Source organism: Halopenitus sp. H-Gu1 (assembly GCF_041821145.1).
GTDB lineage: Archaea > Halobacteriota > Halobacteria > Halobacteriales > Haloferacaceae > Halopenitus.
Map to the genome: position 1 here is coordinate 35,424 of NZ_JBGUBC010000006.1, position 21,109 is coordinate 56,532.

Below are 21,109 nucleotides of genomic sequence, written 5' to 3' on the forward strand. Positions count from 1 at the left end.
CGGGATCGATCTTGATCATTTTGTAATCGGGCGGATCAATCGCGGAGACTGGACGAACGCTCGTCGCTGTCTCCGAAACCCAGCTCAGATATTCCTCGATCAATCTACGATATTCGAAAGCGGCGACATCTGGCGTGACCAGCGATTGCTGAGTCATTTGCTTATCGGTGGCGTTCTCACTGTCGGACTCTGGACAGTCCACCCGTACTGGGGGTTTGTAACAGCAGTCACGGTGTATACACACGTACTTGCTGATCTTTACTCAGATGTCCGGACTAGAGACGAATACTTCGAAAAAAGTACGTAGGGGCTATCAGACAGCAACGCTACCTTTATTGTCCTTTTCTCCACTGGTTTAGATGACTGAATGGCTGAATCGTCGCACACGAGTAATCCAGTTACTACGGTTACCGGACTAGTTCGAGAAATTCGCCCGTGGCAGTGGTACAAACAGGGCGTGATGCTTCTAGGCATAGTCTTCTCAAGGAACCTTCTTAATGCTGATGCGTGGATCAGCCTACTCATTGGTGTTGTTTCATTCACCGCCGTTGCTGGGGCAACCTACATCTTTAACGACATTAACGACTTAGAAGAGGATCGAAATCACCCTGAGAAACAGCATCGTCCCATCGCTAGTGGACAGGTGCCTGTCCCGGTTGCGATTGTCTTTGGCGGCTCTCTCACACTCGTCGGATTGGTAGCTGCGTACAGCCTCGGACCGTTCTTTCTAGTTGTATTACTTGTATACCTCGCCCAGAATGCCCTCTACTCACTCTATTTAAAACAACTCGTATTCGTTGACGTGTTGCTCGTTGCGGTGGGATTCGTACTCCGTGCGATTGCTGGCGTCATCGCTATCGATGTGTTCCTGAGTCCCTGGCTTATTGTCAGCACCTTCCTCCTCGCGCTGGTACTCGCGCTCGGGAAACGACGTAACGAACTTGAGATCACATCAAATCCACGCGATAGTCGAGAGGTGCTTGGAGAGTACTCGAAAGGGAACCTTGATCAATTGCTCGTGATGACGATGGCGACCTTGCTGATGGCATACTCGCTGTACACGTTCTCCCGCACCGATCCGACGATGATGGTGACACTCCCGTTCGCTTTTTTCGGCGTGTTCCGCTACCATCATCTCGTTCACACAACCGACGTGGCCGGACAACCGGAATATCTCCTCACAGATCGCCCTTCGATCGCGAACCTGATTATGTGGGGTCTCGTGGCGATTGCTGTCCTCTACAACGTCCCCGAACTTGCAATTGAGGTAGTTCGATGAAAAAGTATGATTTGCAGGTGCATACGGATGCATCACCTTGTTCACGAGCCAGCCCCGAAGATGTGGTTGAAGCAGCGTTGGAAGCCGGATTAGACGGGATCGCAATCACGAACCACGATACGCTTGAAGGCTTTGACGCGGTGAATACGCTTGCACCTGCGGACCTGACTGTCATTCCTGGAGTTGAAGTAACAACGACACAGGGCCATCTGCTTGCGCTTAATGTCAATAAGGCGCCACCACAGGACGACCCGCTAATAGTTATCGAGTCGATACATGACCAAGATGGGCTCGCTATTCTATCACACCCATTTGACAAGCTTCGAGAATACTACACCGATAATCTGGATGAGATTGCTAGTATGATTGACGGCGTCGAAGTGCTAAACTCGCGTTGTCTTATTCCCCAGTATAACCAAAACGCACGCTCGTTTGCAGAAAAACATAGCCTCACTATCACGGGCGGAAGTGACGCTCACTTCCCGATGGAAGTGGGACGGGCTTATACGATGTGTGATGAACCAATCCTCGATGCAATTCGTGAGGGCACGACGGAAACTGGTGGTCGCGGTGGCTATTTCTCCGGGCACGTTGCAACGAAGCTCAACGATGCACTCGCTTATTTGAACCTATGAGCGGGTATCTATATCGAATCCAGGATGCGATCCGGACACACGGTCTCTGGGTAACCGCTCTCTTGACAGTTGCCGTCTTTTTTGGCCTTTTTCTGTTCGGAGATGCCCCTGCAGTTGTTGATGCACTCGGATCACTCGAATTGTGGCGGATTGGGGCTGTGTTCGGTCTCGTTACTGTGAGTTACGGTATCCGCTTTCTCAAGTGGGAATATTACCTCCGCACACTCCGGGTTGACGTGCCGCTCAAGACCAGTCTCCTGGTATTCGTGAGTGGGTTGATGATGGTGATAACTCCGGGAAAGGCTGGTGAAGTTTGGAAGGCCTGGTTTCTCCGAGACGAACAGGGCATCCCGGTGAATCAAACGGCGCCTGTTGTCGGTGCAGAACGTGTGACTGATCTGTTGGCGTTGGCAGCGTTTGCGTTTCTCGGAGTCGTGTTGTATAGACAATCGTCAACGACGCTGATCGGTGTTACCGTGCTATTTGTAGGCGGCGTTGCACTCCTACAGTGGCGATCGCTCTGTCTACGAATTCTAACTCTATGCGAAACGATTCCTCTGATCGGTTCCTATGCTGATGAGATCAGAGAATTCTATGAAAGTACATATGCACTCTTTCGACCAAAGCAGCTAGGCGTGGCGATGGTGATCAGTCTTGTCGCATGGGGAATGGAGGGCGTCGCACTCTGGATTGTGTTGAATGGCTTCGCTACGGACGCGTCGATATTACTAGCACTATTTGTGCTGGGATTAGGTTCGGTTGTCGGGGCTGCGAGTCTGTTACCTGGTGGTCTGGGAGCTGCTGAAGCCAGTATGGTCGGTATGCTCGTCTTTTTTGAGTATTCGCGGGCGATTGCCGTCAGTTCGACGTTAGTGATCCGGGTGGGAACACTCTGGTACGGGGCCGTTCTGGGGACTGTTGTCTTCGCCTCCTATCGATACGTTCGCGACCGAAAAAATCTAGAATCATCTTAACGGACCTGTCTGCTCATCCTCACTTTGTTTAGTGTTATCACGCACGAATTCGTATAGCGGACGAGCGACGATTAGGAAGGAAACCACAGCAGTCAGTAAAATCAGGCGGAGGTCAGTTTGCTGAACCGCTGCAACAGAAAACGACCGAAGTGATTGGCCTATGAGTACATAGAAAATCGCCCACGGCAGTTCGCCGACCAGAGTTCCTATAGCGAAAGACTGTGCTGAGACCCCAGCGAGTCCGGCGCTGTAGGAGACAGCGTCTGCGGGTGCCGGTGAGAGTCGAGCAGCGACCATTCCGCGGAGTTCGCCTGTCGTCTCTACGATTCTTGATCCTCGTTTTGCAACTTGTCCGAAGTATGCAAAATCGTTGCCAACTCTGGTGGCTAGAAGGAATGGCGGTAAACACGTCAAAACTGTTCCAAGTAACACAAACGGAACTCCTTCTGGAAATCCCGATATATAGCCAATAAATACGGAAAAGACACTTAAGGGCCATAAGAGGAATGGGCGAATCACATAGAGTCCAACCATCCCAAATATAAGCAAGAGCCAATTGGGATCGGTTTTCTGAGCCAGTGGCAGATACTCTGTAGGCGTGAATACTATACCTATGAAGGCAAGGACTCCAAGACCAACAATCAAAGATAGTATCTGTAGTAGCCGATAGCGGGAACTCTCACTCATAATCATAACATCTCATAGGAGTATATCGGGGATTTCGTTGTCACGTTACCCTTCCTATTATTGAATTCATCCCCACAGTATCAGAACTTGCGATTTCCTGAACTAGGCATTCAAAGTTATCGTTTATACAGTCATTTGAACCTGCAGATTTCGTCCTTCCGAGTCTTATTTTCTGAATAGAGCTTTGCCGGAAATTCAACCCCTGTTTATATTCACTCTCCCAACAGATACTACTCGTTATGATCATTGATCCCCGGGTTTTCGAAGATGTCTACCTCCCGCGGGAGCTGATACACCGCGAGTCAGAGGTGGGTCAGCTCTCTCGTGCGTTTCAGCCAGCGCTGACCGGATCTGCCCCACACAATGCCCTGATCAGCGGTCCCAGTGGTGTCGGTAAAACGGTGCTCGCGCGACACACTCTCGATCGGCTTGAAAAGCGCGCCCCTGTCTCTCACGCTCACATCAGAAGCCTCGGCAAGAGTACCGGTGCAATCCTCCGCGAGGCACTTCACCAACATCCGGTCGATGTCAACGACCAGGTCTCGAGAAGCACGCCGGTCGACGATGTCTACCAACTTCTCCGTGACACAGTTGAGTATCCCTTCATCGTGATCCTTGACGAGGCGGATAATATTCACGACCACGATGTGATCGAACGCCTCCACGCCGTTCCCCGAATATCGATCGTCGCGATCTGCCACGACCCGCAGTCGTGGCTCGCTCAGGTACCGATTGGTGACAGCCATTCGTTCGACGGCGATCGGCACATTCAGCTGCGTCGATACGGCACGGATGAACTCGCAGATATTCTCGAAGCCCGTGCGAATCAGGGGCTCGCAAAAGATCTCGTTACTCGGGATCAACTCAGATCGATTGCGAATCACGTCGCCGGTGTCGCACGGTTCGGGATCCAGTCACTCTACGCAGCTGCTGAGTTAGCAGTCGAACGCTCCCACGCAACGATCCGGCCTGTAGACATCGACGATTCGTACGACCGAGCGCTCCACCGCATTCGGCAATCGAACCTCAATTCGCTCCCGCTACATCATCACGTACTCTACGAACTGATTCGCGTCGCTGGCGAGGTCTCGGCTTCAGAACTCCACGAGCGATACGAGAACGCGGCCGAACAGTTGTACGCTGGCTACCCGCAGACACCGATCGGAAAGCGGTCACGACGAAACAAGCTGACGAAGCTCCGAGAGTACGAGCTGGTCGAACACGAAGGGCCACCCCAGAATCGAGTTTATCGTGTGCTCGATAGCGAGTTGGACTCGGTCATCGAGGTCACCGAGATTCCCACCCAGTAATTCCTCGTCGATCTCGCAGTTAGGGTCTATCCATCTTCTCGATTGTCGGCCATCTTACTTCGTCAGCCGTCGGGCTCCTGATCGCTTTCGGCGCAAACGATCTCTCGGACCTCGTCAGCTAGCTCGCCGTGTTTTTCCATCGCTTCCAGATCATCCTCAAGCCGCGAAAACCGCTGTCGAACTCGGCTGATCGTTTGATATCGGTACGGATCGTCGACGTCTGCCTCGCCGGCGACGATCTCGCGTTCACGATCAGTCAGTAGCGCACGCCCATTACTCATCCTACACCCTCGCTTGTGTCCATATCTCCTCTACCGAACCTGGTAGCAAATAGATTGTGCTTATATTGCGAACGTTGGTATTATAGACGCAAGTGTTATAGCGCACGCGACGTATGGATGACTACGGAGCACGGGTGGTCATCAGAATGATGGCCGGGCGCTGGAACGCCCGACCGTGCTTCTCTGGGGAGAAGCAATGGAATATACGAATCCGCCAAGTGAAACCGTTTCGGTAGCACAGCATATCGAGAGACAGCTCCGTCAGCTCCGACGGACGGTCACGTCCAGAAGTGGTGCTTCAGCAGATAACGCAACGGACGCTGATGCTCTTCATACTGATGACACCCTGAGCTACAACTGCCGGAAATACAACGCCCAGATTTATACGAGCCACTCGAACATCGCACGTACCCTCGCGGCGCTCGTTGGACGCGCCAACTCTCTACCAGGATCACTGGCGCGTCCAGGTGCCGCGGGTTACGCACACAGCCAAACTATGACGGAGTACGCAACCAGCCGGGGATACACTACCCCGGAGTATCAGAGTACCGTTTCTCGGGATTCCGAGCCGACCGCTCGTCCAGCAGAATGTATCACGCCCGACGGTGGGGCTTCGCGCCCTGCCGACCCGAGTCACTGCGGAGCGCCCGATGCTATCGAGGGCGTCTGCCGACAGCTCCCGACGCACGAGGTTGAGGTCAATGCGCCAAAACGCGGCCACGATATCTCCCGCCGGTGCCAAGCCTGCGCGGAACAGGCTCGAGGTCGGCCGTATGTTCGTGACGTTCGCCCCATTACGCTCGATACCGATGTCGAGAGTGCGGCGGCAGCTGTCTACGACCACTACCGCTACACCCGAGCAACTCACTCCAAAATCGGTTACACGCCTGCGGTTCGTGTCGTTCCGGACGAGGAGCGACTCCACATTTCCCGCGGCGGCATACTGTATCTCGACGATCGGATGAGGGACAACGGCTGGCGCGGCGCCTACGTCCTTCTCGAAGATCCGCCGGGATACTTCGAGGTGACGCGTCCGTCTTGGGCCGACACGAGCGACTGGCTCGATGCCGCAAGTTCCTGTGTTCGCGAGACAATCTCCGACGCCGATGGACGCGAGTGGTCGCTACCCACCGACGAAATTGCGACCGCGCTCCAGGATGCCCGCTTCGTTGAGGAGGGTGATTCTCGATGAACTACGTCGCCGAGTGCGAACAGTGCGGTACCATCGAACGCGGCGATCTCGAAACTGTGGGTGATGCGGCCGACGATCACGAAACGTTCCACGAGGTCCGGATCTCGAGGGTTGTCACCGACGGCGGCCGGCCACGAACAAATCCCGAGTACTACGTTTTCGACGAGGATCGGACTGCGGTCACTGAAGGCCCGTTCCAGTCGAAACGGCGGGCCTCAGCTGAGGCAGAGGCCAGTGGTCCGAACCATATCGTCGCGACCGAGACTGCCCTCGAACTGATCGAGCTCACGTCCGACCGCACGCTCCGCTGGGAGAACGAGGATATCGACCTGCTCACCGATGGAGGGTACGTCCATGAGCATGGTCCGGAAGCAGGTTCCCAGACTCCTGTCCTCGGCTCACCCGGCTGCAATTGGATCTGCGGCGGCTGTGGCCGGCTCCACACCGGATGGCCGGAGTTCGTCGTTGAGGAGTACTCGGTTCCCTACTGTTCGCGGGCGTGTTACGCACAACGAGAACACTATCTCCGAGACGAGCTACACTACTGTGACATCTGTTCGACGGAATTCCAGACGATGGCTGAACTCACGACTCACGCGTGTGACGTCTCGCCTCCGTTGCGAGCCGATGGCGGTGATGCCTCGTCCATCCGTCTTGGAAGCGTCGTGATCGACAAGGCGGAGAACAAGCCGCTCCGCGTTGCCAAGCTCTCTCACGAGACCGCCGGCCAACACGACTACATCGACGTCGACGATTCCGAGAACCAGCAGTGGGGCGTCACAGCGACCGACCGGGTCTACGATTGCGTCTATCTCACGACGTACGGTCCCGACGAGTCGACCCGCCCACCGAAGCGTACGTACGCATTCCCAGAGGGCCGCCTGTATCGCTACCATTGTGAGGCTGGGCTCTCGGAGCAGTCTCACCGGATCCACACGCAGATCCTGATCGAGTTCCTCGCCGAAGTGCTTGCTAAGGCCGAGGACGGAGGCGACGTACCGGTCGATGAGAAGGCCATTGCACGCGCGCTGGATGAATATACGGCCGAACCTGCCGATGACCTCCTCGAAGAGGCGAAGGAACTCGCAGATGCGTCTCGCTTTGGACGAGGTGGTCAGTGATGTATCGAGAACGCCACCGAGTCGGAGGTGCGTCGCGATGAGCGTCACTCAATCCAGGAGGGACGATGGACCGAATCCTCGCGACGATCCAGAGGCAGTCATCCACGAGGAGCTCGGTGACCACCGCGAGGCGATCGAGGCCCTGGCCGGGCTGGATATGGGCGTTCTATCCGACGACGCCCGTCAAATACTCGATATCCTCGATCAGGAGGAGCCGTCATGATCCGCGAGCGCAGCCTGCACCCGCTCGTCGACCGTTCGGTCAATCGCAGCGGCGGCCTCCTCGGGAGTGAGTCCCTCCTCACTAACGAGGCGGCCAACCGCTTGGAGTCCGAGCTCCTGTCGCGTCTTCGCCGCATCGACGGCGTCCTCGGAGAGTGCGAAGTTACACCACATACAGTGCTCGTTGTCTCGGGGCGTTTCACGCTGACACCGCGGACACTGGACCGGACTGATGTCCCCAGCGTCCTCTTCGGGCTCGACTTCGAGACCGTGGAGCCGGGCGTAGGAGCGTTCCTGACTCTCTTCACCGAATCGGGCCATGTACCGGCGCGTGTGGTCGGAACCACGCTTTCGACCCTGCCGATCTTCGATTCGCGCCTGACTGTACCCCTGGAGGACGAGCCATCGGGTGTTCGACTTCCGGAAGTTGGTCGGTGTGACCGACTTCGTGACGCCGGCGCGTTCGGCCGCGTCTTCGAAGTAATCGCGCCAGGTTCGATACGAGGGTCGTTCGTCACTGTTCAGCTTCGACCAGAGGTAGGCATCGTCCCGATCGGGACTACGGTCGTCGGTCAACCAGTCCTGAAGATAGGGCAACGAAATCACGAGCGCAACGGATCGCTCGCCGCGCTTTCCATCGACGTGAAGACTGGTCGTGTACTCGCCGTCGAAGACGTCGCCGACTCGGATATCGAACAGCTCACCGCTACGACAGCCCGCCTCGAACTGGACGGCGATCAGGGCTCGGTCACGCGGGTTGTGACAGGCTTCGAGCATCGGGACGACATCCTCCTCCCATCGGAGCAGGTCTCGCTCGGAGGGGACCGGATTGAAATCGTTGCTGGTCGTCGTTGGGATCCACGCCAGACTCTCGGGTGGTTCGTCCTTCTTCAGCCGGTAGCGACCGAAGGATCGCAGCGCGGTTCGATAGTCCTGGTTCGTGTGCTCGTTCTCGTACTCGCTGTGGATCCAGCGGACGAGCGCATCCGCCGCAGCACGGTATTCGAGCGTCAATCCGAGATAGCCCTTCTCGTTGAGGAGCTTCTCGATATCTTCGATATCGTCCACGCCCGCCTCGTCGGCTTCGTCGTTTTCTTCGAAGTCGGCAACGGAGGGCCACTCGGGAACGATCGCCATTCTTCGAACGTGACGGAGCAGTTTGAGCTGGCGATGGTCGCCGATCTCCGACTGCATGAGACGCATATTGTCGCTCATCTTGAGGAGATGGCGTCGATCCGCTTCGAGTGGCACCTGACAGGGCTCGTCACCGTTGCCCTTGAGCCGCGCTCGAAGATCGTCGACGAGTTTGCGCGGGTTGAGATCCGACATACATCAGGGGTCTCACCGTTGGAATATGAGGGTTTGGCTCACTTCCGGCCCTTGGCTTGAACGATTTTATACGGGTCCCTTCAACTCGAGTGGACAGTCGATGGTGACCCTGCCGCATTGCTTGGCGAAAACGGCACTCCCCGGTGAGGATCCGTCCGATCGCCGAACGCTCGCTGAATCCGAACGAAACAGATAGTTGGCCGGCCGACGATCGATACACGAACACGATGAGGAATCGGTCAGTAATGAGATCACCCGTCCCACCCGCCCCTCGCCAGCGGCTCTCGTGGTAGCATGGCACGTCCGACTCGGGAATCGCTCCCATCGAATCTGACGCTCCACGTGGGACACGACGAATCGGTGGTGTCGCGTGTGGACCCCACGCCAGGTATCACGGAACTCGTGCTTGCGCCCGTGGAACTCCACCGGCGAAACATCCAGCGACGACTTCGTGAGGCACGAACGCCAAAGGACGGGGTCGAGTTTGTGGATCCGAGCGAGATCGCCATCCGCCTGCTTGGCACTGTGAACGACTCACCGACTGCACTCGATCGGATCGACCGACTATCGATGATCCCCGCCGTTCGATCGGCCGACGAGCGGGTTGCCGAGGCGGTCTCCTCTCCCGCCGTGGGATCGGATCCTCGGGCTCTCGAACAGGCTCGAACCGAACTCGAGAACGTGACTGGCTATCATCCCGAACGGATCGATGCATTTCGAGATGCTGCGAGCGGGCTGGAAACGCCGATGGATGCCGATTCGGAGGAACTACTGGACGCTGTGGTGAGCATCGAACGAGCGTTGCGCCAGCACACGCCGAAGTCCGTCTCCGACGTCGAACTCGTTCGTCGGGCGACACGGCGGCTTCTGGATGCCGACGATGCGATCTGGGAGGCGACGTTTCCGGGGATCGAGCGCGTATCGTTGGTCGGCGTGAGTAGCATTCCGGCTGCGCACATCGATCTCCTGCATGCGGTGCTGGAACGGACGTCCGTGGAGGTGCACGTTCACTTTCGGAGGGGAACGGGATCGTACCTCGCGCGTCGCATCCCGGAGTTACTCGACGTCGCCGATCCGGGAACGGTGGTGTTCGAATCGTGACGTCACCCGACCGTCTCACGCTTTCCGAGCCGCTCGACGACACCGATGTCCCGGTCGCGGAGGTCGTGGCCACGACACGTCGAGCGGAAGCACGAAGCGTGATGGCAACCGTCGCTGCCCTCCTGGATCACGATGTTCCCGTACGCGACGTTGTGGTCGTCGTGCGCGATCTCGACGAGTACGAGGCCCCCCTCCACCGCGCAGCGATACAGTACGGTCTTGCTCCCGTGTTTTGGACCCAGCTTCGCGTGACACGGACGCGTCCGTACGCGCTCGTCGAGTCGGTGTGTGAGGCGCTCGAATTCGAAGCGATCGACCGGGAAACGCTGTGTCGACCGCTCGAACATCGGTGGTGTCCGCCGTCGATGACGTCGGCGAACACGGCGAATACGGGGACGGCGGCCTGGCCGCTCGACCCGAACACGGTTCAGACCGCGATACGGGCGCTGCCCCGCGGCCCCCGACCACTCGCGGAGTGGCGCGAGGAATTTCAGCGGACCACGGCGATCGACGACCGATTCGTGACGTTCCTGGAGTGGCTCATGGAACGTCCGGCTCCCACTCCGGAATCGGTCTCGAACGTCCTGGCCGATGTCGTCGAAACGTACGAGGAGTTCGCGATTCCGGTGACGAAGGCGATCGATTCGCCGGCGCTCATCGAGACGGAACGAGACGCGCGCGCGGTCGTCCGGATGAAGACGCTCGTGGAGCAACTGCCCCACAAATACGCGGATCGGCTCGACGAGGGAACGATGGACCGGTCGTGGAACGACGTTGCGGAGCTGTGCCAACTGATCGCCACGCAACGCCCGGGTCGGCGAGAACACTCCAACGCTCGGGCCGTCGACGTTCTCGAAGCCAATGACATCTGGCTACTGGACGTCCCGTACGTCATCGCGGTTGGACTGATCGACGGGGAGTGGCCCCAGCGGACGGAGAGCGTCGTCCCCCCGGAGCTTCAGGAGACGATCCTGGCCGGGGACGGTCCGACCGGAATCCTGGCACCGCGGACGGCGTGGACCGACGGTCGGGACCGCGACCAGTTCGACGACACGGTGCGTGCTGCCGGGAACGGATTGATCGTGACTCGACACACCGAACGTAGCGATGGTGAGGAGCGACGCCCCTCCCAGTTACTCGACGATATCGAGGTCGACCCCGTGCTCGACGAGGAGCGGCGACGGCTCGTGGGTCCCGATCGCGAGCTTCCGGACGCGATGGACACGATGCTCGACGGCACGGAGGCGATCGACGATGGGTGAGGACGCTCCGATACGGATTCAGCATGCACAACGGGAGATTCGGGACGCGTATTTCCAGCATGAATCGGGTCTGTTCACGCTCGATTGTGTTCCCGGCTCCGGCAAGTCCATGGTCGCACACCACGTCGCGGCGGAGGACGTTCTCCGCCGGTACGTCGACGGTGATCCGATGCCCGAACAGCACGTCGCCGTCGTCTCGTTCAACCGCAACGAGGCGTCGAGTATCATTCCCGAGGTCTGTGACCGACTGCGAGAGATCGTCGAACACGACCTCGTTCCGGTCGCGACCGAGATCACGTCCGCCGAGTTGGAGCATCTCATCCACCGCGTCCGACGTGCCCCCTACGTCGGCACTATCGACGGCATCCTTCGCGACGTGGTCGGTGAGATCGCACACGACGTCGGCTTCGACGGGATACCCGACGTCGGGAACGCGGCCCGGTTACAACGCGTTCATCGGACGTGTTATGCGACGATGCGGGACGATCCGGGATTGGCCTCCCGGCTCGACAGGCTGGAGGCGGCATACCCGAGCGAGGAGTACGCGGACGACGTGCGTGAGATGCTTGAAACCGCCGTCTCCCACTGCAGGGACCGTCGCATATCGACCGATGAGCTGCGGACCGAACTCGACGAGACCCTCCAGAGCGTGTACGCGGAAGGGCCTCCCGAGTCGTTCGACGACGTCATCGCTGCCGTCCACCGCCATGTCGGGTCGGTGGATGCGGACGCGTATGCTCACCTCGATGCGGATGATCGACGGACTGTCGTCGACGCGGACGCCGGACTCCACGACGAGTGGGCGGCACGTCTCGACGATTTCTGTGTGGTCTTTGATGCGTATCGTCGTGCGTACCGCGAGCGCATTCGCGAGCAGGGCGTCGTCTCGCACACGGACGTTGCGTTCCTCGTTGACGCGTACTTCGACGGTCGGATCGACGGCATCGATGAGGCACATCGAATCCGGATCCGACGACGGTACCACACGCGGATCCGGAGCCTGATCATCGACGAGGCCCAGGACGTCTCGTCCATCCAGCACGCCGCGCTTTCCCATCTCGTTACGCCCGAGACGCGCGTGTTCTGTTCGGGGGACGTCCTCCAGAGCATCTACTTATGGCGACATGCGGAGCCCACGCTGTTCGAGTCTGCGACGGCGGACGGGACGTATCTCGGGATCGACTGGGACGTCCACGAGAATCGGACTGCGACGACGACCTATCGATGTCTCCCCGACGTTGCCGACGCGATAAATCGGATCGCAAAGCCCGTTCTCACGGATCCCGCCCGCGGTGATCTCGGCGAGTTGGACGTAACGTATCCTGGACTCGAAGCCGCCCGGGACGCGACCGAGGAGACGAGCGTCCACGTCGCCGCCTTCGAGAGCGCAAGTGTCGACCCCGACTCGTTCGCGTGGATCAACCCACACGAGGGGCGGGGGGAGGCGACCGTCGTCGCGACGTTCCTTTCAAAGGGACTCGCCGACGGCACGTTCACAGACGAGAACGATGAGCCGATCGGAATCACCGTGCTGTTCCGATGGTCCTCGAAGATGGAGGCGTACGAGGAGGCTTTTGCCGAGGAGGGCCTCAGCGTGCGTAACGCGAGCGAGAACCTCTTCGACTGTCCGGTCGTTGAGACGGTTCTCGACGTCTGTGAGTGGCTGGTCTCTCCCGCGGATCCCGAACATCTGTCCGATCTCGTTACCGACTCCAAACTCGGACTTTCCTCCCTCGTCGACGACTTCGAGACTCACCAGTGGAACCTCGATCTCGTCCTCGACGAGTGTGACCTCACGGACGCACACCATCAGACGCTTGCCGGGCTTTGCGACCTCCGTGAGCGGCGCGATCGGTTTTCATTCCATCCCGCGTCGACGTCCTTGGAGGACGTCATCGATGTGCTTGCGCTCCGGGCGGACCCATACGATCGCTTTCCCGATGTCGACCCCGCACGGCGTGTCGCCAACCTCGACGCTCTCATCGCGACGCTCGAGGAATGGGAATCAGACGAACACCACTCCCCACGTGAGGTGATCGACCTTCTCGAGCCCTTCAGGGAGACCCCACGAACGGGACCGAACCAGCCAAGCACCGCCGAGATGGACCACGACGTCGAGTTCCGAACGGTTCACGACGCAAAAGGCGATCAGGATGACGTCGTCGTGATCGCAAATCCCGGATTCGACCTCCGGTCGCACGGCCCGCACGCCAACCGACTCCTCACACGAGGCACTCTTGCGGGACTTGCACCGCCGACGGACGCCGACGTTCCGACCGATATTTCGATTCCACCGTTCGGCGGCGGTATCTACGATCCATCGGACACGCGCACCCGCGACGTCGGGCTTCGATGGGCGACTGCCCACTGGCGCGACGTCGTCGCGGAGTCGTCGGATCGGGCTGCCCTCGTCGGTCCCGACCGTCTCCAACGGGCTGCAGCCACCGATCGGGCCGAAGCGTGGCGACTACTGTACGTCGCCATAACTCGTGTACGGGATCATCTCGTCGTCCCGCTCCCACGGTCGCTTCCCGACGACGGTCGCCCCCGGGATCGGTGGCTCGATGCGCTCCGCGATGGCCTCGCGTTCGACGGTGACGAGACCGGCGCATACGCCGTCGATGGCGGCCCCGATTCGAGCGACGGTGGGTTCGACGTCGGCGTCAACGACGTCGATCTGCTCGCCACACGGGAGCCTCCCCGGGCGTCTCATCCGTCCGATGTCGCGGTCACGCCGCCCCGTCGTGACGAACTGGCTCCGTGGGTCCCTCGGTTCGTAAACCCGAGTACGATGTATCCGCTTACCGAGGATCCCGACGGCTTCGTTCTTGATCACCTTCTCGGGAGGTCGTTACACACCGAGACGAACGACGTCCCGGACGATCTTCCCCTGTCGTTCGATGGGCTGGCCCCCGAGGACGTCGGGACCTGCATCCACGAGGTACTCACAACGCTCGTCGAGCGCGACGTGGCCGCGGACGCCTTATGCGAGGGAACCGACGAGGTCCGTCATGCCTTCGACGTGACGATCCACGAACATGCGCCGGGTATCGACGACGCGGAACGTGAGGCCCTGTTCGTCTTCTTCCGGCGGGGGGTCCTCGACGAGTTCCTCGCCTCCGACCTCTGGAAACGGATCGAGCGCGCCGAGACGGTCGCCGTCGAGCGGCCGATCGATGGGCTCGTCACCGTCGGTGACGTCGAGATCGAGGTTCACGGTGAGGTCGACTTCGTCATCGACTCTCCCTCGGGTGAGCGACACGTCACCGACGTGAAGATCGCCTTGACCGAACCGACCCCGGAGACGCGACGGCGGTACGAGCTCCAGGTGGCAGCGTATGCATACCTCTTCGAGCGGGAGGCGACGTCGACGGTCCCGGTGTCGCGAACGATCGAGACGTTCGGCGTCGAACGCGAGACCATCGTCTCCTCGTGGCCGCCGGCAGTCGTCGAGCATCGACTCGCCACGCTTCTCGACGAGTGATTCTCGGGCGTGAGTTCCCATCGGCGTCGGCGCTCAGTTACATCGTTGGTTCGCTCAAATCACATCGCCAGTGCGTAGACGGAAGGTAACGGTTATACGGACGGTGACCCATGCTCGAATCATGCAACGACGCGCTGTAACCGTGTACGTCGCGCTCCTTCTCGTCGTTGGTGCGGCGGCCGGTGGACTCGTGGCGACGGCCGATTCGCCGGAGGTCTCGTTTGACGACCCCGAGTTCGAGGGCGGTGCGGGCGACTCCTTCGAACATGGGGGCCAGACCTATACCGTCGCCGACGTGACTGAGACCGTCGAGGAGGGCGGCCACGGTGCCGAGACGGTGTCGCTGTCGGCAACGGTGGAGTGGGAGGAAACCGTCGAGGAGTCGGCCGAGTGGGCCAACGACTCCACGGTAACCTACGAGGAGAACGACTGGCGGGTCGTCATCGAGGGCGAGGACCCGAACGCCGTCACCCTCCGTAAGGTGCTCGACCGCCAGGCGATCCTCGAGAACGATTCGGCAGCCGACAACGAGACGATCGATCGGGACGGTGAGGAGTTCGTCGTCGTCACGGACGAGGACGACGACGCAACCCTCGTTCCCGCCGACGAGTACTTCCCGACGCCGGAGGAACGGCGTATCGAGGAAGGCGAGACCATCGTCTACGATGGCCACGATGCCACGGTCACGAACGTGTCCGCGAGTGCGGCGCTCCTCGAGTGGGAAGCGACCCAGACGATGTCCTCCGAGTTGACGCCACAGAGTCAAGTCACCCTCGGTGGCACCAACTTCGTCGCGATCTTCCCCGACAGCGAGACGGTCGTCCTCTCCAGCGATATTGACTCCTTCGAGGCCCAGCAGGCGGAAATCGACCAGTTCGAACAGCGGATGTCGGGACTGACACGCGTGGCGTGGATCATCGGTGCGACCGTGTTGATGCTGATCGCGTTCGCATTCCTCCCCTCGCGCTACTGAGACGGTCGGGTGCGGCCGCCGACTTTTACCCGCCGTATCACCGCAGAAGTGCCACTACGGCTGTGACTGCGAGCCCGACGACGAGCGCGATGCCGGTAACGAATGCCCCGATTCGTGGGAACGCCATCCACAGCGCGATGAAAAACGAGAACGCGAACGCAAGCAGGATCACGAGGAAGATTCCGCGTGATGGGTTTTGTACTGCCGCGACGAACACCCGCTGTGGCAGGGTGAGATCGTCGAGGCGGAGATCGGCGTTCGTGCTCGCGTGGTCACCTGTCTCCCCGTCACCCCCGTCGTCTCCGTCGGCGTCCTCGTGATCCGTCACGTCCGTCGGTAGGAGCTTCGAGCCCCTATTGCTTTCGACCCCCTCACGCCGGAACGACCGCCGCGAGGTATCCGCCGAGGAGGAACGCGCCGATCGACGCCACGAGGGTCCCGATGGCGTACCCCGCCGCATCGATGGGACGCTCTTCGGCCCGCTGGACGGTCTCGAGCGCGAATGACGAGAACGTGGTAAACGATCCACAGACACCGACTCCGGCCGCAAGCGCGATGTTCTCCCCGACGGACGCAGCGAGGACCGCACCGAGCACGAGGCTCCCGACCACGTTGACGATGAGCAACGATCGCCGTGCGAGCCGACCGACTGCATAACGGGCCGTCGCTCCGATCGCGCCACCGGCTGCGACGATCACCACTCCCGTCGCGTCGAGGGTCATCGACGACCTCCGATCGCCAGTCCCGCCACCGCAGCCAGGAACCCGCCGGCGTAGCTTGCCGTGACGTATCCCGCGGCACCGGTCGGCTCAGCCGAGACGGCATCCGAGACGAACGTGCTGTAGGTCGTAAACGAGGAGAGGAATCCGATTCCGGCAAACAGCATGATCCGTCGATCGAGCAACCGTGCCGTGATGAGGGCGAGCACGAATGCGCCGACGACGTTCACCGTGAGCGTGCCCACGATGGGTCCGACGATCAGTTCGATCCCGTACCGTGCGCTCGCCCCGAGTGCGCCGCCCGTGGCGACCAACAGCACATCGCGTCCGTGGTGAACGGCCGACTGAACGTTCGCGATTCCGGTCATGGGTCCCGTCTCGTCGTCCGTTTCGGCTGGGGGTGGTTATTCGTTCTGACTCCCCGCTGCTCCCGACACGACCGGTTCCGTCTCGCTGGCCCTGGGACTGTCCCCGCCGTGGGGCGTTTTCCGTTCCCGGATCCGAACGACGTGTGCGCTTTCGGTCCGATCGTCGACGACGAGGGCCTCCCCGGTCCCGCTCGGGAGCGTTTCGCCCAGATCGCTGCCCAGATACGTCGGCTGTGCATCCCGGAGGGTAGCCACGTCACGCTCCGCGGTCAGCCGATGTGCGATCACGAGATCCGCCTGTGAGATGGCCACGTCGGGCAACGCGCTCGGTCGTTGGGTCGCACACACGAGACTGACGCCCGGGGTTCGTCCGCGCGTGAAAAGCGTCCGAAACGCGGGGGCTGCGATCCCGTCGAGAAACGCGTGGGCCTCGTCGACGAGTAGCCAGGGCAGCCGCCCCCCGGATCTGCCGATCCGATGGTCGTACAGTCCGCGTGCGATCACGCGTCCGACGGCTGCCATGGCCGCCGGTGCCAGTGATCGACAATCGATCACCGTTGGTCCGGGTCCCAACAGTTCACGCGCGGTCGGCGCCGAGCGGTCGAAGATCCCCCACGATTCCGCGAGTTGGAGGTGATTCGATACGGTCCGTTTCGTCCGTTCCGGCGCCTCCGTCCGTTCGATCGCCGTCCGTATTCCCGCGATTGAGACGGAGTCGTCGCCGTCTCGACGCTCCGCGATCGTCCGCCAGAGGAGGCTTCCGGCCGAGCCGGACGGATCGATATCGACGAGATCCGGCCAGACGTCCGGCGGCAACGTCGACGGATCGATCCTCGCGTCGAGCACCCGACCGTTCGGGAGGTCACTCAGCCCGCTGAAGACCCCCATCGGATCGAGCACGATGGGGGAGACGCCATGGATGCGAGCGAGTTCCTCCGCAAGGACTCCGAGCGTGTACGACTTTCCAGTCCCCCGTTTTCCTACGAGCGCCGCCGCGTGCGGTTTGTCGGCGTCGATTCCAACAGGGGCGCCGACGCTGCCGTCCCGCGCCAGGAACGCCCCGATCTGGGCGATCGCTCCCGCTCCAGCGTTCGCCGTTCGACCGAGGACGTGCGTCGTCTCCGCCGTCTCCGTTTCGTTCCGTGCGGTTCCGTCGTGCTCGTCCACCTGCATTGACGCGACTGGGTCGGATTCCTACAAATACCTTCGTCCGTACGTTTATTTCCAAGTCCGGATGCATCCTCCCTATGATCGCTACCAGGTTGATCGCAGTGGCCGCCGAGCTCCGTCGTGATGAACGAGCCATCGAGGGACTCCCGATCCGTCTCGTCATCGCGCTCGTCGTCGGCGTCGCGAGTTTGAGCGTGATGATGAGCATGGTGAGTGGCATCCAGGGGCTCGCGGTCGTCGAACTCGACGTCCAACCTGACCCGGAGGTGACTACGCCGGGGGATCAGGAACTCTCGTTGACGGTCGTCGATCCGGACGGCACCCCGGTCGCGGACGCGACGGTCGTCGTCCGTGGGGAGACCGCTCGGATCGATGGGGTCTCGACTGCCCGGACGGACGACTCCGGAGTGGCTACAGTCACGGTTGAGCCCGAACTCGGGCCGAATCAGGTCGACGGGACGCTCTCGATAGACGTTAAACCGCCCGCAGGAACGGAGTATACCGATGACCGGGAGAACACCGACGTCCTCATCGTTGCCGAGTGATCGGCGGTGTTCGCTGAACGCTCGGGCGGGACTTCGCTCGCTCGTTAAAACGGATGTTCGCTCGGATCTCTGGACGTTAAAACGGGCGTTCGCTCGGACGTTCGAGTGGGTTTCGCCGTGGTCGGTTCACCGATGATCGTCCCAGTTGACCCACTCCTGCTCCCAGCCCTGTTTCGCGAAGTACCCTCGATTCGAGAGTTCGGCGTCCTCGCGACGCGTTCGATTCCGCTCGATCCGGCCCCGCTCGCCGTCGGCAAGCAGCGGTCGAAGCTGGAGCGGCCCGGCCTCCTCGAGAACGCGGACCGACCCATCCACGCCGGTCGTTCCCTCGACGGATGCGCCACCCGAATCCGCGGACTTTGTTCGACGGGTCCGGTCGGCTCGGTCCGGTCGAACCGCGACGAGCGTCTGCGTGCCCGTTCCACGCGGGAAAACGAGCCGACCATCCTCGGTCAACTGTGACAGCAGCCTCCGCGGCGGTCGCACGGCCGCTGCCTCAAGCAGGATCCGATCGAACGGCGCGTACTCCGGGAGTCCCTCGCTCCCGTCCCGTCTGTCGACCAAGACCGGATCGTAGTTCGCGCTCGCCAGGTTCGAGCGAGCGAGTGCGACCAGTTCGCGATCGATGTCGATCGCGTGGACGTGTCTGGCGCCCACGATCTCGGCGAGGATCGCTGCCGTGTAGCCCACACCCGCACCGACTACGAGCGTTTCGTCGCCCTCGGTCGGGGAGAGTGCCGAGACCATCCGCACGACGGTCGTGGGGGCGAGCGCCCGAGACCCGTGTACCTCGCTCGGACGATTTGAGTACGGCGCATCGGGGACGAACGTCTCACGGGGGACACGCTGGAGCGCGGCGAGAGTTTCCTCCCCGAGGGTTCGATCGAGGCGATGTTCGAGGCTCTCGATCATGTCCGCTCGAAGCGCCGTCTCGTCCATACGCGAGAATGGCACTCGGTCGTAATGAACCGCACGCTCGGGGGACGGGTGGCACTCGATCGCGTTACGACTCCTCAGCCATGGGAACGAACCGCACGCTGCCGTGCGTCTCGCGATCGATCCCCTCGGACGTGACCGTGAGTCGAACGAGCTCCTGGTGGGCGCGTCGGCCGACCGGCGCGACGATCCGGCCGCCCTCTCGAGTCTGGTCGATGATCGCATCGGGGACCTCGGTTTTGGCCGCACACGTCAGATATGCGGCATCGTAGGGGGCGTGTTCGGGCCAGCCTTCGTGGCCGTCGCCGACGCGGATGTCCACGACGTCGTCGTATCCAAGTCGACCCAGTCGATCGCGTGCGGATTCGGCTAACTCGGCGACGTATTCGACGCCGTATACCTGCCCGCTCTCGCCGATCATCTCCGCGGTGACTGCGGCGTGATACCCACATCCGGTGCCGATCTCCAACACCCGGTCGCCCGTCTCGAGTTCGAGCAGGTCGGTCATGGTCGCCACCATATAGGGGGCGCTAATCGTCTGCCCGTTGCCGATCGGCAGGGGCCGATCTGCGTAGGCGCGTTCGATCGTCGCGTCGGGAACGAACTCGTGGCGCGGCACCGACCGCATCGCTTCGAGCACGCGATCGCTTGTCTCCCGCCGCTTGGCCACCCGTTCGATGAGTTGATCGCGAGCGTCGGCGGAGGTCATAGCGACGTTACGGGTCGGTTCGACCTGAATGCTGTGACGGTCGTGGTCGCCGTGTCGTTTCCGTACCGATCACCACGCCGACCACGCGGTCGAGGTCTCATCGCGCGCGTATAGCCGCTTTACGTCCTTCGCGAACGCGACGTCGCCGCTGTGGTCGAGCTTATCGAACCGGTATTCGGGTGCATTCTCGCGGATCTGGATCCCTTCGACGGTGAACTCCTCCGTGCCGAACGTTTCCGTTTTCCCCACCTCGAATTCGTAATCCCCGGGAACGTTCACCGTGAGCGCCCGTGTGGTCTCACGATCGCCGTCCGCCGGGTGCAGCGTCACCTTCACCGAGACGTTGTCGATGGCCCGCGTCCACAGCGTTTCGATCTCCTCGACGTTCGCCTCCTCGACGCGTCGTTCGTCGCCGACCTCGATCCCGGTGACCCGCGCCTGCAGGAGCGCGTCGGGCGTATCGACGATGAACTCGCCGCCGACTTCGGTGTAGGTGTCGGCCGGAACTTCCATCGTCGTCGAGAACGACTCATCGTCCTGAGAGACGACGATGTCGAGTTCGACCGTCTCCGGCTCCGGAATCCGTGTCTTGTGCGTGTGTCCACACTCGGTACACCGGACGGTCGCCGCCCCGCCCGGATTGAGCACCTCGTGGACCGTTGGCTCCGTGGTCGAACAGGAGGGACAGACGAGTCCCACCCGTTCGCGTTGATCGCTCATTATCCGTCCATAGCCGTCGTGGCGGTAAAAATCCGCGTTTGTCGCTCGGCCGTGAGACGATCTGACGTGACCGAACGCGTCCGGATCACGAT

Annotated in this window: 22 protein-coding genes; 12 read left to right on the forward strand and 10 right to left on the reverse strand. The window is 60.9% G+C overall.

What is annotated here, in order from left to right; genetic code table 11:
• Nucleotides 1–367 precede the first annotated feature (367 nt).
• From ACERIT_RS06180 to ACERIT_RS06190, 3 genes are read left to right on the forward strand one after another with little or no spacing between them, the layout of a single operon-like run.
• Nucleotides 368–1,279 carry a UbiA prenyltransferase family protein gene (locus ACERIT_RS06180; RefSeq protein ID WP_373673966.1) on the forward strand — a complete coding sequence of 304 codons (912 nt, stop codon included), beginning with the start codon at nucleotides 368–370 and terminating at the stop codon, nucleotides 1,277–1,279.
• Nucleotides 1,276–1,914, forward strand: coding sequence for a PHP domain-containing protein (locus tag ACERIT_RS06185; protein WP_373673967.1), 639 nt, complete (start codon nucleotides 1,276–1,278; stop codon nucleotides 1,912–1,914). Before ACERIT_RS06180 ends, ACERIT_RS06185 begins: the two co-directional genes overlap by 4 nt.
• Nucleotides 1,911–2,888 carry a YbhN family protein gene (locus ACERIT_RS06190; protein ID WP_373673968.1) on the forward strand — a complete coding sequence of 326 codons (978 nt, stop codon included), beginning with the start codon at nucleotides 1,911–1,913 and terminating at the stop codon, nucleotides 2,886–2,888. The genes ACERIT_RS06185 and ACERIT_RS06190 overlap by 4 nt, the downstream gene beginning before the upstream one ends.
• Here the strand turns inward: ACERIT_RS06190 and ACERIT_RS06195 are convergent.
• The gene (locus ACERIT_RS06195) at nucleotides 2,880–3,575 is read right to left on the reverse strand and encodes a TVP38/TMEM64 family protein (RefSeq protein WP_373673969.1); all 696 of its coding nucleotides are present in this window, start codon (nucleotides 3,573–3,575) and stop codon (nucleotides 2,880–2,882) included. The genes ACERIT_RS06190 and ACERIT_RS06195 overlap by 9 nt on opposite strands.
• A gap of 239 nt (nucleotides 3,576–3,814) precedes the next feature.
• Between ACERIT_RS06195 and ACERIT_RS06200 the strand changes: the two genes are divergently transcribed.
• Complete coding sequence (locus ACERIT_RS06200; protein ID WP_373673970.1) at nucleotides 3,815–4,885, forward strand: Cdc6/Cdc18 family protein; 1,071 nt, start codon at nucleotides 3,815–3,817, stop codon at nucleotides 4,883–4,885.
• Between the two features lie 62 nt (nucleotides 4,886–4,947).
• Here the strand turns inward: ACERIT_RS06200 and ACERIT_RS06205 are convergent, their stop codons facing one another.
• A complete protein-coding gene (locus ACERIT_RS06205) occupies nucleotides 4,948–5,166 on the reverse strand; it encodes a hypothetical protein (protein WP_373673971.1) in 219 nt (72 codons plus the stop codon).
• 496 nt (nucleotides 5,167–5,662) lie between these two features.
• Here ACERIT_RS06205 and ACERIT_RS06210 point away from each other — a divergent pair, with 496 nt between their 5' ends.
• From ACERIT_RS06210 to ACERIT_RS06220, 3 genes are read left to right on the forward strand one after another with little or no spacing between them, the layout of a single operon-like run.
• Nucleotides 5,663–6,358, forward strand: a complete 696-nt coding sequence (locus ACERIT_RS06210) for a hypothetical protein (RefSeq protein WP_373673972.1) — start codon at nucleotides 5,663–5,665, stop codon at nucleotides 6,356–6,358.
• On the forward strand, nucleotides 6,355–7,479 hold the full coding sequence (locus ACERIT_RS06215) for a hypothetical protein (RefSeq protein WP_373673973.1): 1,125 nt from the start codon (nucleotides 6,355–6,357) through the stop codon (nucleotides 7,477–7,479). Before ACERIT_RS06210 ends, ACERIT_RS06215 begins: the two co-directional genes overlap by 4 nt.
• A gap of 37 nt (nucleotides 7,480–7,516) precedes the next feature.
• Nucleotides 7,517–7,702: a hypothetical protein gene (locus tag ACERIT_RS06220; RefSeq protein WP_373673974.1), complete on the forward strand. Its 186-nt coding sequence runs from the start codon at nucleotides 7,517–7,519 to the stop codon at nucleotides 7,700–7,702.
• Here ACERIT_RS06220 and ACERIT_RS06225 read toward each other — a convergent pair.
• The gene (locus tag ACERIT_RS06225) at nucleotides 7,684–9,030 is read right to left on the reverse strand and encodes a tyrosine-type recombinase/integrase (RefSeq protein WP_373673975.1); all 1,347 of its coding nucleotides are present in this window, start codon (nucleotides 9,028–9,030) and stop codon (nucleotides 7,684–7,686) included. The two genes, ACERIT_RS06220 and ACERIT_RS06225, sit on opposite strands and share 19 nt — an antisense overlap.
• A 372-nt stretch (nucleotides 9,031–9,402) precedes the next feature.
• Between ACERIT_RS06225 and ACERIT_RS06230 the strand changes: the two genes are divergently transcribed.
• The 4 genes from ACERIT_RS06230 to ACERIT_RS06245 all read left to right on the forward strand — a co-directional run bounded on the left by ACERIT_RS06230 (nucleotide 9,403) and on the right by ACERIT_RS06245 (nucleotide 15,850).
• The gene (locus ACERIT_RS06230) at nucleotides 9,403–10,131 is read left to right on the forward strand and encodes a hypothetical protein (RefSeq protein WP_373673976.1); all 729 of its coding nucleotides are present in this window, start codon (nucleotides 9,403–9,405) and stop codon (nucleotides 10,129–10,131) included.
• Nucleotides 10,128–11,393 carry a hypothetical protein gene (locus ACERIT_RS06235; RefSeq protein ID WP_373673977.1) on the forward strand — a complete coding sequence of 422 codons (1,266 nt, stop codon included), beginning with the start codon at nucleotides 10,128–10,130 and terminating at the stop codon, nucleotides 11,391–11,393. The genes ACERIT_RS06230 and ACERIT_RS06235 overlap by 4 nt, the downstream gene beginning before the upstream one ends.
• Nucleotides 11,386–14,877 carry a UvrD-helicase domain-containing protein gene (locus ACERIT_RS06240; RefSeq protein WP_373673978.1) on the forward strand — a complete coding sequence of 1,164 codons (3,492 nt, stop codon included), beginning with the start codon at nucleotides 11,386–11,388 and terminating at the stop codon, nucleotides 14,875–14,877. The genes ACERIT_RS06235 and ACERIT_RS06240 overlap by 8 nt, the downstream gene beginning before the upstream one ends.
• Before the next feature lie 121 nt (nucleotides 14,878–14,998).
• Nucleotides 14,999–15,850, forward strand: a complete 852-nt coding sequence (locus ACERIT_RS06245) for a hypothetical protein (protein WP_373673979.1) — start codon at nucleotides 14,999–15,001, stop codon at nucleotides 15,848–15,850.
• Nucleotides 15,851–15,887: 37 nt separating this feature from the next.
• Here ACERIT_RS06245 and ACERIT_RS06250 read toward each other — a convergent pair whose 3' ends face one another.
• From ACERIT_RS06250 to ACERIT_RS06265, 4 genes are read right to left on the reverse strand one after another with little or no spacing between them, the layout of a single operon-like run.
• Entirely contained in the window at nucleotides 15,888–16,178 is a 291-nt protein-coding gene (locus ACERIT_RS06250; protein ID WP_373673980.1) for a hypothetical protein, read from the reverse strand.
• Nucleotides 16,179–16,221: 43 nt separating this feature from the next.
• Complete coding sequence (locus tag ACERIT_RS06255) at nucleotides 16,222–16,572, reverse strand: CrcB family protein (protein WP_373673981.1); 351 nt, start codon at nucleotides 16,570–16,572, stop codon at nucleotides 16,222–16,224.
• Nucleotides 16,569–16,937, reverse strand: a complete 369-nt coding sequence (locus ACERIT_RS06260; protein WP_373673982.1) for a CrcB family protein — start codon at nucleotides 16,935–16,937, stop codon at nucleotides 16,569–16,571. Before ACERIT_RS06260 ends, ACERIT_RS06255 begins: the two co-directional genes overlap by 4 nt.
• A 36-nt stretch (nucleotides 16,938–16,973) precedes the next feature.
• Nucleotides 16,974–18,110, reverse strand: coding sequence for an ATP-binding protein (locus ACERIT_RS06265; RefSeq protein ID WP_373673983.1), 1,137 nt, complete (start codon nucleotides 18,108–18,110; stop codon nucleotides 16,974–16,976).
• 74 nt (nucleotides 18,111–18,184) lie between these two features.
• On the opposite strand from ACERIT_RS06265, the gene ACERIT_RS06270 reads away from it, so the two are divergent.
• Nucleotides 18,185–18,652: a carboxypeptidase regulatory-like domain-containing protein gene (locus ACERIT_RS06270; protein ID WP_373673984.1), complete on the forward strand. Its 468-nt coding sequence runs from the start codon at nucleotides 18,185–18,187 to the stop codon at nucleotides 18,650–18,652.
• A gap of 126 nt (nucleotides 18,653–18,778) precedes the next feature.
• Here the strand turns inward: ACERIT_RS06270 and ACERIT_RS06275 are convergent, their stop codons facing one another.
• The 3 genes from ACERIT_RS06275 to ACERIT_RS06285 all read right to left on the reverse strand — a co-directional run bounded on the left by ACERIT_RS06275 (nucleotide 18,779) and on the right by ACERIT_RS06285 (nucleotide 21,017).
• Nucleotides 18,779–19,591: a protein-L-isoaspartate O-methyltransferase gene (locus ACERIT_RS06275; protein WP_373673985.1), complete on the reverse strand. Its 813-nt coding sequence runs from the start codon at nucleotides 19,589–19,591 to the stop codon at nucleotides 18,779–18,781.
• Nucleotides 19,592–19,655: 64 nt separating this feature from the next.
• On the reverse strand, nucleotides 19,656–20,297 hold the full coding sequence (gene pcm / locus ACERIT_RS06280) for a protein-L-isoaspartate O-methyltransferase (RefSeq protein WP_373673986.1): 642 nt from the start codon (nucleotides 20,295–20,297) through the stop codon (nucleotides 19,656–19,658).
• Between the two features lie 69 nt (nucleotides 20,298–20,366).
• Nucleotides 20,367–21,017: an HVO_0476 family zinc finger protein gene (locus ACERIT_RS06285; RefSeq protein ID WP_373673987.1), complete on the reverse strand. Its 651-nt coding sequence runs from the start codon at nucleotides 21,015–21,017 to the stop codon at nucleotides 20,367–20,369.
• Nucleotides 21,018–21,109: the final 92 nt, after the last annotated feature.

Excerpts from the sequence above, each read along its gene's own strand:
- ACERIT_RS06180 (WP_373673966.1), top strand. The coding sequence starts at position 368 with ATGGCTGAATCGTCGCACACGAGTAATCCAGTTACTACGGTTACCGGA.
- ACERIT_RS06185 (WP_373673967.1), top strand. The coding sequence starts at position 1,276 with ATGAAAAAGTATGATTTGCAGGTGCATACGGATGCATCACCTTGTTCA.
- ACERIT_RS06190 (WP_373673968.1), top strand. The coding sequence starts at position 1,911 with ATGAGCGGGTATCTATATCGAATCCAGGATGCGATCCGGACACACGGT.
- ACERIT_RS06195 (WP_373673969.1), bottom strand. The coding sequence starts at position 3,575 with ATGAGTGAGAGTTCCCGCTATCGGCTACTACAGATACTATCTTTGATT.
- ACERIT_RS06200 (WP_373673970.1), top strand. The coding sequence starts at position 3,815 with ATGATCATTGATCCCCGGGTTTTCGAAGATGTCTACCTCCCGCGGGAG.
- ACERIT_RS06205 (WP_373673971.1), bottom strand. The coding sequence starts at position 5,166 with ATGAGTAATGGGCGTGCGCTACTGACTGATCGTGAACGCGAGATCGTC.
- ACERIT_RS06210 (WP_373673972.1), top strand. The coding sequence starts at position 5,663 with ATGACGGAGTACGCAACCAGCCGGGGATACACTACCCCGGAGTATCAG.
- ACERIT_RS06215 (WP_373673973.1), top strand. The coding sequence starts at position 6,355 with ATGAACTACGTCGCCGAGTGCGAACAGTGCGGTACCATCGAACGCGGC.
- ACERIT_RS06220 (WP_373673974.1), top strand. The coding sequence starts at position 7,517 with ATGAGCGTCACTCAATCCAGGAGGGACGATGGACCGAATCCTCGCGAC.
- ACERIT_RS06225 (WP_373673975.1), bottom strand. The coding sequence starts at position 9,030 with ATGTCGGATCTCAACCCGCGCAAACTCGTCGACGATCTTCGAGCGCGG.
- ACERIT_RS06240 (WP_373673978.1), top strand. The coding sequence starts at position 11,386 with ATGGGTGAGGACGCTCCGATACGGATTCAGCATGCACAACGGGAGATT.
- ACERIT_RS06245 (WP_373673979.1), top strand. The coding sequence starts at position 14,999 with ATGCAACGACGCGCTGTAACCGTGTACGTCGCGCTCCTTCTCGTCGTT.
- ACERIT_RS06255 (WP_373673981.1), bottom strand. The coding sequence starts at position 16,572 with ATGACCCTCGACGCGACGGGAGTGGTGATCGTCGCAGCCGGTGGCGCG.
- ACERIT_RS06260 (WP_373673982.1), bottom strand. The coding sequence starts at position 16,937 with ATGACCGGAATCGCGAACGTTCAGTCGGCCGTTCACCACGGACGCGAT.
- ACERIT_RS06265 (WP_373673983.1), bottom strand. The coding sequence starts at position 18,110 with ATGCAGGTGGACGAGCACGACGGAACCGCACGGAACGAAACGGAGACG.
- ACERIT_RS06270 (WP_373673984.1), top strand. The coding sequence starts at position 18,185 with ATGATCGCTACCAGGTTGATCGCAGTGGCCGCCGAGCTCCGTCGTGAT.
- ACERIT_RS06275 (WP_373673985.1), bottom strand. The coding sequence starts at position 19,591 with ATGGACGAGACGGCGCTTCGAGCGGACATGATCGAGAGCCTCGAACAT.
- pcm (WP_373673986.1), bottom strand. The coding sequence starts at position 20,297 with ATGACCTCCGCCGACGCTCGCGATCAACTCATCGAACGGGTGGCCAAG.
- ACERIT_RS06285 (WP_373673987.1), bottom strand. The coding sequence starts at position 21,017 with ATGAGCGATCAACGCGAACGGGTGGGACTCGTCTGTCCCTCCTGTTCG.